This window comes from Aeromonas sp. SrichE-2G (genome assembly GCF_017939565.1).
In the GTDB taxonomy this organism is placed as follows: domain Bacteria; phylum Pseudomonadota; class Gammaproteobacteria; order Enterobacterales; family Aeromonadaceae; genus Aeromonas; species Aeromonas taiwanensis.
The window spans coordinates 649,692-661,188 of record NZ_JAGKRG010000053.1 but is presented as its reverse complement, the minus strand read 5'-3'; the positions used below and the strand labels follow the sequence as shown (position 1 = coordinate 661,188).

Here is an 11,497-nt window from a genome sequence, read left to right as displayed (position 1 = left end):
CATCGTGTACCAGACGTCGTAGCTCAGGTTCGAGCCTGCCGTCAGCGCCTGCGTGGCCGCCTTGCTGTTGTCCAGCGTATAGCTCCAGGCGCCAGTGGTCGGGTTCTGGGTAAAGGTACCGTAAGTACCAAGGGCACTGACCGCAGCACTGTTGTCATGCCCGGTCGCACTCCAACCCACGAACACCGCCGGGGTATCCGCACCGGACACATCGTTGTCCAACACGTTGCCATTCAGGCTGCCGGCACCATCCTCCGTGACCGTGCCACCGGTATCATTGTTTGCAAGCGGGGTGTCATCGACAATCCGGATCTGCAGGTCAGCTGCCGACGAGGTCACACCACTGACCCCAGTCACCGTGATGAAGTTACCTATGTCGTCGAAATGATCCGTGGCTGCCGGCGGGGTCAACACATTGTCCGACAAGGTATAGGTGTACCCAACCGTCGCACTCTTGCCATCCGCGCTCAACGTCACGCTGGTGATATCCAGCAACCCATTACCGGTATTGATGCCCTGTGGCAACACGCCGCCCGGTAAAAAGTTTTGACCCAGCACGGTGATGCTCGCCACACCATCGGTTGCGCTCACCGTGAAGGTGCCACTCACCGCCTCTCGGGTGTCACTGTTCAGGGCCGGGTCTGACAGCTCATTGCGCCCATCCGCTAACGCTGTTTCGTAGACCGTTGTGGTGGCCCCACCGGCTGCCACGACAGTGACGCTCTGGCTGTCATCCGCCCCCTTGATGTTGATGGTCAACTTGGCAATGCTCTCGTCCCCATCCGCATCCTTCATCGTGTACCAGACGTCGTAGCTCAGGTTCGAGCCCGCCGTCAGCGCCTGCGTGGCCGCCTTGCTGTTGTCCAGCGTATAGCTCCAGGCTCCAGTGGTCGGGTTCTGGGTAAAGGTACCGTAAGTACCAAGGGCACTGACCGCAGCACTGTTGTCATGCCCGGTCGCACTCCAACCCACGAACACCGCCGGGGTATCTGCACCGGACACATCGTTGTCCAACACGTTGCCATTCAGGCTGCCGGCGCCATCCTCCGTGACCGTGCCACCGGTATCATTGTTTGCAAGCGGGGTGTCATCTACGATGTCGATTTTGAGAGTTCCGGCTGCACTACTACCCCCAACTCCAATGACAGAAACTGGAATCTGGTCAGTCAGAATAGTGCCATTGTCTGGCTGAGTGTGTGTCTGGGCGGCATCCAGGGTGTAGCTGTAAGTGATGGCCGCCGTCTTGCCGTCCGCACTGCTATAGCCCGTCAGCGTCAACGTTCCTTCGCCGGTATTGATGGGATGAGCCGCCAGATACGCAGGATCCTGCAGTTGCGCCACCGTAAAGGTGGTGCCGCCAATCACCAGCTGCTTGATGCCATCGCTGGCAAATACCTGGAAGGTACTACCGTCTGTTTCCGCATTGGTCTGGGCAGCCGAACCGTTCGGATTCAACCCTGCTTCGAACACAGTCGTATCCGCCCCTCTCGCCGCCACCGTTACTTTGGCAGAGTCATCAGCCCCCTGGATATTGACGGTCAGTTTGGCGATGCTTTGATCCCCATCGGCATCCGTCATCGTGTACCAGACGTCATAGCTCAGGCTCGATGAAGCATTCAGCACCTGTGTTGCCACCCTGGTGTTGTCCAGCGCATACGCCCAGGTTCCGTCAGGATTCTGGGTAAAGGAGCCATAGGTATTCAACGCAGTCAGGGCTGCCGTATTGTCATGCCCGCTCGCACTCCACCCCACAAAGGCCGCGGGAGTGTCGGCACCGGCAAAGTCGTTGCCAAGCACGCTGCCGCTCAAACTGCCAGCAGCATCTTCGGTGACACTCCCGCCTGCATCATCTTTCGCACTCGGGACATCATCCCGGATCACGACATCCAGACTTGCGCTGGTGCTATCGCCATCGTTGTCCGTCAATACGACGCTGAAGCTTTCACTCAGGGCGGTGTCATCCGCTGGTTGAGCATGGGCCTCGTTACCGAGCAGGGTGTAGCTGTAAGACACACTCCCTGCCCCCGTCACAGGATTGAAGCTGATCCCCGTCACCACCAACTGATTGCCCAGGGGGCTGGGAATAGATTGCGGGAACGAGGTGATGACCTGGCCGTTGCTGATGAGGCTGACCCCGCCCAGGGTCAGGCTCTGCACGCCATCCGCCGCACTGAAGGTGAAGGTGCTGCCTTTGGTCAAGTCTGCGGCATCAGGAGCACTGCCCTCTACCAGGGCTGCCTCATCCAGGACAAGCTCACCCCCTGTTACTTGCAACCCCTCCAGAATGACGGGCTCATCCACGGGGGTAATGGTAATGGTCAGGGTTGAATCATTGGTATCATCACCATCCGTTACTGTGTAGCTGACCACAGGCACGGGCCCCGTGTAGTTCAAAAACGGGGTAAAGGTATAGGAGCCATCGGCATTGATGATAAGCGTGCCGATGCCCTCCAGTGTCGTCTCGACACCCGGGGCTACATCGACGTTATTGCCCCAGCTGTAGGAGACGACCGAGGTATCCAGGGGGCCATCCAGGTTGATGCTGTTGTCCAGGAGATTGCCACTGATGGCCTGCTCTTCCAGGGTAGCAACGACTTCATCCTGGTCATCCAGCTGATTGCCCAGCGGCAGTTGATCCTCCTGCAAGATATTCTGCGGGGCCAGGGCGTCATGGCCGGTGTCAAAACCGGCCTCGGCGATGGTAGCATCACCTATCCGATCGATCGTGACGAAGCCTCCGTTGCCGCTGGCTCCTGCCACCCCGCCTACGCCGCCACCACCGCCACCCGCTGCTGGTGCACCACCTGCGGCAGACGCCTCAAAATTCTTGGTCGGGTCCACCCCTTGCAAGATGGATTGTTGCAGCGCCGCTATTTCAGGTGACACCTCTGACGAACCGGGCTGCTGATTGGCTACCGATGAGGAGGGCTGTCCATCTGCCGGTGTCTCTGGCCCGGTTGGCGCTGCGTTGGCAGGGGCTTGGCTGTCATCGTAGGGGGCCAACATCAGTTTGGCGTCATCAGCAATATTGAGCCTGGCGCCCGGCTGCAAGATCTCGCCGGGCTGGAGAGGACGGCTACTGCCATCGGCAAGCAGGATCTGAACATTGCCTTCTACTGAAGAGACGACGACGGTTTTGTCGATGATTTGGGTGCGCATATCCATTGCTCCAGGGTGACAGATCTTGATGCCTACACTCTATATGCCCGTGGATCATGATTCCGTTGCAAAAATGTATGGGATCGAATCTCTTTGGCTTCATACGATGAAGCAAATCGAACGAATATTTTTTACATTTAAAAATCAATGAAATACCAATCAGACCAACCGCGCTTTTGTTCATCTACTGCACAATAACGACGCATATATTTCAAATAGATATAAAAAAGGGCCCTTAATGGGCCCCTTTCTATCGTGCAATGCTGGTTATGGCAGTGGGAAGGCCGGGTGAACGAAGCCTTGATAACCATCGATGTGCAGGCTGGAGAGTACCTCAACCTGTTGCAGATCCTCCACCCGGGTCGCAATGGTCGTCACCCCAGCGTTGTGGGCAGCCCGGCATACGGCCGCCAGGAAGGAGGTGTCTGCACCTGGCTCCATCACCTGGCTGGTATAGCCATGATCCACCTTGACGTAAGCGGGGGCCAGCTCTTCCAGATAACCCAGGGACTGGAAGTGGCGGCCATAGTGATCGACCCCCCACTGGAAGCCCAGCTCTCTCAGTGCCTCGACCAGGCGGGTCACATGTTCCCTGTGCTTCATGATGGCTGCTTCGGGGATCTCGAACAGCAGCCGCTCCTTGAGCTCGCCATTTTGCGTCAAATATTCCTTCAACCATGACAGGAAGTCATCTGAACAGAGGGAGCCTGCCGTGATATTGATCGCCAGCACCAGCTCAGGCTGCTGCCTGAACAAGGGGAGGCAAGCGTCCAGCACCGCCTTGTCAAACTCGGCCCCCATCTTGAATTGCTCGATGGCGGGCAAGAACTGGCCAGCGAAGTAGTCGGTCCCGTCTCGCGAGATGGCGGCGAACAGCTCGGCATGGAGGCGCGCGCCATCATCGAAACGGCAAGCGGGCTGCGCCTTGAAACGCCAGAGGTTTCTGGTAATGGCGTCCTGCACCAGATCACGCCAGGCCAGGCGACCCATCAGGCCTTGATCGGCCCCGCCCTCCATGACAACGGCACCCCGTCGTTCGTTGCGCGCCTTGCCCAGCGCATTGTCCGCCTTGGTCAACAGGGCAGAGAGATCGTCGTTGCCATCGCGCCCGGCGATCCCGACCACGGAGAGCGCACCGCGTTCTCCCATGGGATTCACCACCAGGTCCGCGATACGGCTGTTGATGAGTTCCGCCATATCCTTGAGCTGTGACAGATCATCGGTAGGACAGAGCAAGGCGTATTCCGTGGCCGAGATCCGGGCAAGGGCCGCCCCGCTCCAACCGTCCAGCAGCTCCTTCAGCACCTGGGCAATAGATTTGACCATGTTGTCTCGCGCGGCAAAACCCTCGTCACGATAGAGGTCGTCCAGCATGTCGACGGCCACCAGCATCACCCCGCCCTGGCCTGCCTCGGCAATCCAGGCATTGACCTGCCCGACGAAGTAGGATCGGTTGCCAAGTCCGGATACCGCATCGACATAGACACGGGCACGCAGGCTCTCCGCTTCGTCAGCCTGCTCCTTGAATTGCACTGCCAGCTTGCTCGAGAGGGTGTTGATGGCCTGCACCACCTGCTTCAATTCGCGGGTTCTGGGTTCGGGAATGGCGTGACCGAAATGGTGCAGCTCTATCTCGACCGCCTGATCGCAGATGAGCTTGAGTGGCTTGAGCAGGAAGTTGAGCGCCCGCATCAACAGGAGTGTCGTGACAAGGAACCCGATCAGGAACCAGGTCGCCAGCTCGCTCATCCCCTGCCAAAGCTTGTAGTAGGCCTGCCCGGGGTGCCCCACCACTTTCAACTTGCCCAGTTGCAACCAACCCGAGGTCAGAATCGATTCATTGGATACCTCAGGGAACAGGTCCAGCCCGATGAACCACTGGGGCACCCCCTGAATATTGCTGCTGTTCTCCAGTTCGATGACATCCTTGGATGCCAGCAAATCGAGGCGGACCAGCTTGTAGTAGCCACCATCGAAGACGGCCTTCATGACAGACTCGGCCCCGACCTTGTCACCGTTCTCCAGATAAGGCGTCAGTGCCAGACCCAGTGCGGTGGACGTATTGATGACGGTGGTCTCCTGCTGCTGAGCCAGATAGCTGCGGGTTGAATCGAACTGCACCCAGTAAGTGGCGGCAAACAGCAATCCGAACAGCAACAGCATGGTTGCCAATAGTTGTTTGTAGAGCGTCATAGGTTAACCATCCAAATTCACCACAGGCCGAGCCAATCGCCCTGAAGTCATGCGATTGCGTAAGTCATTCCATAGTCCCAGGCGCGATGACTGGCCGGCCATTTCCCCTTGACCACGCTCTTTCATCAACCACAGGTGACTACCGTTAAAGCTGTATATTGGTTTCAGATCCGCCCGCTGGCTGGCCGGACGAATGGAACCGACAAGATTGTCCAGAATGAGAGGAACTGATGCTGGCGTCTCATAATAGGCAACAACCATATGAAACTGGTTATAATCCAGTGCCTTGACATATACCATTCGCATTTTTTCATCCGGAATGCCAAGCTCCAGCAGCGTAAAATACTTGGAAATGCTGAAGTCTTCACAATCTCCGCCCGCAGCCCCCAGAAACTCCAGAGGTGTCGCCCAATAATCCTTCTTGCGCCACAACTTGATGTCATCGACAAAGCGCATCTGGTTGAAAAACTGGTTTACCTTCTCAAGCTTCTGCCTGTCCGTCAGACCCGCCGCCTTGTTTTGAACCGCCAGGGTACGCCAACTGGTCACCCGCTTCCCGGCACGAGGACCATAGGTCTCCTCCGCTCGCTTGACCAGTTTCATATCCTCCGATGACAAGGGCTGGCTGGCGCTGAGCAACAGGGGAATGGCGAGCAGAGCCAGCCACAGCACGCGGAAAGACCAGGGTTGCGCTGGGCGGATACGCCACGACGGTCGAAGCAACATGCCCTCGAACTTGTCTCCCGATATCACACGGTTTCCCTGCAACATGTCATCACACTCTTCAGGTGAACGCCGGGCACATAAAAGAATGACTGCAGCAAGCTGCAGCCATTCCTCTTGCCTGACATTGCATCAGCGCGATGGCCATCAGTTGTTGTTGGCCTGCCACTCGGCTGGCTGCTGCACATTCATGGCGTTGAGCAGACCACCCGTGGCATTGAGGATGCGATAATCCGCCAGCAGGGAGTCATACTCGGCCGTGATGTAACTGCGGCGAGCTTCGAACAGTTCGTTTTCCGTGTTCAGCACGTCCAGCAAGGTCCGCTGTCCCAGGCCAAACTGCTTCTTGTATGCCTGTACGGTGTCGTAGCTGGCGTCCACGTGCTCTTTCAGGAAGACTTTCTGTTTGGCCAGCGACTCCTTGGCATTCCAGGCCAGGCGAGTGCCCTCTTCCACCTGACGGAAGGCATTCAGGTGAATGTCCTTTGCCTGGGAATAGAGCGCAGAGGTGGCCTTGCTTTCGGCCAGATCGGAGCCACCACGGAACAGGTTGTAACGCATCCGGACCATGGCGGTGAGATCGTCGTTGCGCCCCTTGACTGCATCGATATCCTCGTTCCAGTTCTGATCCACTTCGAAGGCCACATTCGGGTAGAACCCGGACTTGGAACCTTCATGCTGATACTTGGCCTCTTCAATATCCTGCAGGGAAGAGAGCAGGGTCGGGTGTACCTCGGTCGCCGTCTTCAGCGCATCCTCCAGGGTGGTGGGCAACAGCTGGGCGTTCGGGACGGGCTGCACCAGGTCCTTGGGCACTTCATTCACGACACGGATGAACTCGCTCTCGGCATCCCGATAGTTGTTCTCCGCTGCCGCCTGGTTGGAATAGGCACGCGCCACCCGGCCGTCGATCTGGGTCTGATCCGCCGTCGACCCGAGACCGGAGTCGGTCCGTTTCTGGATGTCGCTGCGGATCTGCTCGTGGGTTTCCAGGTTCTGCTTGGAGAGCTCCAGGATCTCCTGCTGACGCAGCATGTTGAGGTACACCTCCGCCACGCGCAGCGCCGTGTTCTCTGCCTCGGAGATCAGGGCCAGGCGTTGTGCCTGGGCTGCGGCGTCGGTCCGGGCCACGTTGTTGCTGACATCGAAACCGTCAAACAGCATCTGGCGCAGGCTGATCCCGGCCTCCTTGCGGGTCATGGAATCATCGATCGTCTGCGAATTGGCGCCTGCTGCACGGGTCGTGGGGCTGTCGGTCTTCTCGTAGCCGACGCCACCACGCAGATCGATGGTGGGATAGTAGCCGCCCTTGGCTCCATCATGCTGGTACAGCCGTGCCTGATAGAGATCAAAAGCTTCCTTGATTTTCGGATGGGTAGCCAGGGACTGTGCCACTGACTGTTCCAGCGTCTGTGCCTGGCTCAGGCCCGGGAACAGTATGGTGCCACTAACCAGCATGGCAACAATCGTCTTCTTCATGGTATCTCCAGTCATGTTGTTTTTTGATTGTTGGCTTATCGTTCTCTCAGTGCCGACTGCTTAGCCCTCAAGATGGGTTTCAGCAAGTAGTCTAGGACACTTTTTTTACCAGTAATGATATCTGCACTGGCTAACATACCGGGGATGATGGGAAGTGCGTTAAGCTCATCGCCCAGATAACTCTTCTCGGTTCGTACTCGCACCAGATAGAAGGAATTGCCCTCCTCATCCTGGATAGAGTCGGCGCTTATCTGTTCAACCTTTCCATGTAAACCTCCATAAACAGTGAAATCATAAGCGGTTATCTTGACCACTGCCTCCAATCCGGGTCTCAGGAACGCAATGTCCTTGGGTGATACCTTGGCCTCCACCAGCAGGGTGTCCTCCAGCGGCACTATCTCCATCAGGTCCATGCCCGGCTGGACAACCCCTCCCAGGGTATTGATCTTGAGCTTCTTGATGGTGCCTTTGAGAGGCGCTATCACGCTGGTTCTATCGACCCTGTCTCGCAGGCCAACCTGCCCCTCGGACAGCTGGCTCAACTTGCCCTGACGCTCATTGAGCTCGGTCTGGGAGTCGGCCCTGAATTTCAGGGCGATATCGTTGCGCTTGGAGATGGTCTCCCGCAGCACGGAGTTGAGCTTGGGCACCAGCAGGCGATTCGCCTCCAGCTCTCCCTGCATCTCGTTCACCTGCCGCTCCAGCTTTATAAGCTCCACTTGGGGAACTATACCCTCTTTTGCTAGGGGGCGACTGATGTTCAGTTCCTGACGTGCGAGATCCACGCTGCGGCTCACGGTCCTGATCTTGGCGTTGAGTTCGATCGTCTCCTGCTCTTTCTGCTCGATCTGCTGCCCCAGGATATAGAGCTGGTTCTTCAGATTGTTGAGCCGCGCCTCCTGCACCGATCTTTCACGGGCAGCATATTCGGCAAACACGTTCTCGTACCCCTCGGGGAAGTCGATGGCCTGCTTGTCGATGACGACCTGCTCACGCCAGCCCAGGTTGGGTTCGTTCTTGACCACCACGCTGCGGATCTCGGCGCGCAGGCGGGCAATATCCCCCTTGAGGGTGACCAGCTCCTGCTCCCGCTCGCGAAAATCGGACTTGAAACGGGTGTCGTCAATGCGCAGCAGAGGCTGTCCCTTCTCGACGATGTCCCCTTCCTTGACGAAGATCTCCTTGACGATCCCCCCCTCCAGGTTCTGGATCACCTGTAGCTGACGCGACGGGATCACCTTGCCCTGGCCAACGGTGACTTCATCAAGCTCGGCCCAGGCGGCCCAGACGATGGCACTCATGAAAAACAGGAAGCAGGCCCAGAGCAGTACCCTGGCACGGGTCGGCGTCGTCAGCAGGACGGCGGCGGCACCGTCGTCCACGAACTCTAGGTGTTCGGGTGCGGGCAAGACGGTGTCGGGGCTCCCCTTCTTGAACCAGTTGCTAGCCATTAGCCGTCTCCTGCACCCGCACCTTGCCTTCCTTCAACTGTTGCAGCACCGCCTCCTTGGGACCGTCCGCCACGATTTTCCCCTGCTCCACGACGATGACCCGGGAGGCGACGTCCAGCATGGAGGTCTTGTGGGTGATGAGGATCAGGGTAGTCTCTGGCCCGAGCCGTGCCAGCTCCTGCTTGACGTGCATCTCTGACTGGTTGTCCATGTTGGAAGTGGGCTCATCCATCACCAGGATGGGCGGATCGTTGAGCAGGGCACGGGCCAGCAGGATGGCCTGTCGCTGACCACCGGAGAGCTGACGCCCCCCCTCGCCAATCTGTCTGTCGAGACCATTGGGATCCCGGTTGGTGAAGTTGGTCACCCCTGCCCGTTTGGCGGCGCGCAACACCCGGGTATCGTCCACCAGGGGATTGCCCAGCATGATGTTGTCACGTACCGAGCCAAAGAAGAGGGTCACATCCTGCGGCACGCAGCCGATGTTACGGCGAATGGCGGTCGGTGGCAGCTGATCCAGCTCGAACCCGTCCAGGCGCACCAGGCCGTCCGTCGGGCGATAGAGCCCCATCAGCAGTTTTTCGAGGGTAGTCTTGCCCGCCCCTATCCGACCGATGATGGCAACCTTCTCGCCCGGCTTGATACGCAGGTTGATGTTGTGCAGGGTGCTGCTCTCCATGCCCGGATACTTGAAGGAGACGTTTTCGAACTCGATACGGCCCTGGATCACGGGGTGGTGGATGTACTGCCTGCCCTCCTCCTGTTCCCCTGGGGTCATCATGATTTTCTCCAGGATCTCCAGAGCAGACTTGGCCTGGTTGTAGCGGGTCGAGAGCACGGAGAGCTGCACCATGGGAGCGATGGCGCGGCTGGATAACATGACGGCCGCGATCATGCCCCCCATGGTCACCAACCCCTCCGAGATCTGGTAGACGCCGACGATGACCAGCCCCACTGTCACCACCTGCTGGATATAGCTCGCGAGCGACGACATGGAGTTGGTAATGCGCCGGGTTTGAACACCCCAGGTCGAAATGTGTGACACCGCCTGCTCCCACCGGTGCTGGAACATGCTCTCGGCCCCGAAGATCTTCACCGTTTCGAGGCCCGAGATGCTCTCGATCAGGTTCGCATTCTTCTGGGAGGCGAGGCGGGATCCCTCCTCGATGGACTGCTTGAGCGGCGCCTGGATGTAGAAGCTGTAGGCCACCAGGATCAGGATGGCGACGATGGGCACCACCACCATGACGCCCGCGAAGATCCAGATGATAAACAGGAAGAAGATGGCAAACGGCAGATCGATCAGGGTGGAGACGGTGGCCGAGGTGAAGAACTCCCGCACGGACTCAAACTCCTGCAGGTGCTTGGCAAATGCGCCTGTCGATGCCGGGCGGGACTCCATCTTCATCCCCATCACCTTGGCGAAGATCTTGGCCGACAGCAGCACATCGGATTTCTTGCCGGCGATGTCGATGAAATAGCTGCGCAGCTGGCGCATCACGAAGTCAAACGTAAAGACCACCATGGCCCCGACGGCCAACACCCAGAGGGAGTCGAACGCCAGGTTCGGCACTATCTTGTCGTACACGTTCATGGTGAACAGGGGGCTGGCGATGGCGAACAGATTGATGAGAATGGACGCCACCAGCACATCACGGTAGATGCCGCGGGACTCGAACAGCGTGCTCCAGAACCAGTGACCATCACGGGTCTCCAGCACCTTGGGAGAACGCTCGTCGAACTTGAACTGCCGCTTGACGTAAAACAACCGGCCACTGTATTCGTCACCAAGCTGGGCAGTGCTGACCCATTGGGCCGCATCCCCTGCCTGGGGGAAGATGACCTTGGCCTGGCTGCGGTCTTCATTCCATTCCAGCAGGATGCAGGCTCCGCCATTGCGCGTCTGCAGCACACAGGGCAACAGCAGGGGAGAGATCTGTTCGAGGGGCTGGATCACCTCCCGGGCGGAGAGACCACCACGCTCGGCGGCGCGGCTGAAGAGGGCCGTACTCAGACGACCCGAGACCAGTGGCAAGCCCGTGGTGAGAGCATCCTGGCTATTGGGCACCCCATAAAAACGGGTCAAAAAGACCAGGCACTCCAATAGCTCATCTATATGGCTGGTTTCAGCTTGCATAGCATCCCATCAAAACATGATTCAGAAGGTGGTCACTGGCATCCTCTCCCGGCACCGTGCAGCGTTCCATGCACATAGGGCAGGCCCCGCCATACACCGACAGCCCCGTCAGCGCACCGGGCATTGAGATGGCATGCCATAGCCAGACTCACCTGTTTTCATGCCGGGAAGGGGGCTGGGCTCGCGGTGTCGTCAAAGAACCTGCCACTGCGTGCGAAACAGGCTCGCACGGCACATCAAGGGCAAAGAGTTATTGATAACCATATCTTTTTAAGCCGACCATCTTATCAAGGCGACTTGCACGAAACTATACTGCAAAGACTGAAAATCATCTAATAACCCTCTGTTTTTTTAA

At 58.1% G+C, this 11,497-nt stretch carries 6 protein-coding genes; all 6 read right to left on the bottom strand.

Annotation, left to right across the window (positions count from 1 at the left end):
- Positions 1-3,159, bottom strand: a 3,159-nt coding sequence (locus J9885_RS19390; RefSeq protein ID WP_246877013.1) for a retention module-containing protein, incomplete at its 3' end; no start/stop codon positions are given.
- A 267-nt stretch (positions 3,160-3,426) separates the two neighbouring features.
- On the bottom strand, positions 3,427-5,352 hold the full coding sequence (locus J9885_RS19385) for an EAL domain-containing protein (protein ID WP_210550444.1): 1,926 nt from the start codon (positions 5,350-5,352) through the stop codon (positions 3,427-3,429).
- Positions 5,353-5,355: 3 nt separating this feature from the next.
- Positions 5,356-6,078, bottom strand: a complete 723-nt coding sequence (locus J9885_RS19380; RefSeq protein ID WP_210550463.1) for a transglutaminase-like cysteine peptidase — start codon at positions 6,076-6,078, stop codon at positions 5,356-5,358.
- A gap of 144 nt (positions 6,079-6,222) precedes the next feature.
- Positions 6,223-7,554, bottom strand: coding sequence for a TolC family outer membrane protein (locus tag J9885_RS19375; RefSeq protein ID WP_043759700.1), 1,332 nt, complete (start codon positions 7,552-7,554; stop codon positions 6,223-6,225).
- A gap of 35 nt (positions 7,555-7,589) precedes the next feature.
- Positions 7,590-9,005 (bottom strand): HlyD family type I secretion periplasmic adaptor subunit, encoded by a 1,416-nt coding sequence (locus J9885_RS19370; protein ID WP_210550443.1) that lies wholly within the window; start codon positions 9,003-9,005, stop codon positions 7,590-7,592.
- The gene (locus tag J9885_RS19365) at positions 8,998-11,142 is read right to left on the bottom strand and encodes a type I secretion system permease/ATPase (RefSeq protein ID WP_210550442.1); all 2,145 of its coding nucleotides are present in this window, start codon (positions 11,140-11,142) and stop codon (positions 8,998-9,000) included. Before J9885_RS19365 ends, J9885_RS19370 begins: the two co-directional genes overlap by 8 nt.
- Positions 11,143-11,497 lie beyond the last annotated feature (355 nt).

Coding starts and splice junctions, on each gene's coding strand:
- J9885_RS19385 (WP_210550444.1), bottom strand. CDS start 5,352: ATGACGCTCTACAAACAACTATTGGCAACCATGCTGTTGCTGTTCGGA.
- J9885_RS19380 (WP_210550463.1), bottom strand. CDS start 6,078: ATGTTGCTTCGACCGTCGTGGCGTATCCGCCCAGCGCAACCCTGGTCT.
- J9885_RS19375 (WP_043759700.1), bottom strand. CDS start 7,554: ATGAAGAAGACGATTGTTGCCATGCTGGTTAGTGGCACCATACTGTTC.
- J9885_RS19370 (WP_210550443.1), bottom strand. CDS start 9,005: ATGGCTAGCAACTGGTTCAAGAAGGGGAGCCCCGACACCGTCTTGCCC.
- J9885_RS19365 (WP_210550442.1), bottom strand. CDS start 11,142: ATGCAAGCTGAAACCAGCCATATAGATGAGCTATTGGAGTGCCTGGTC.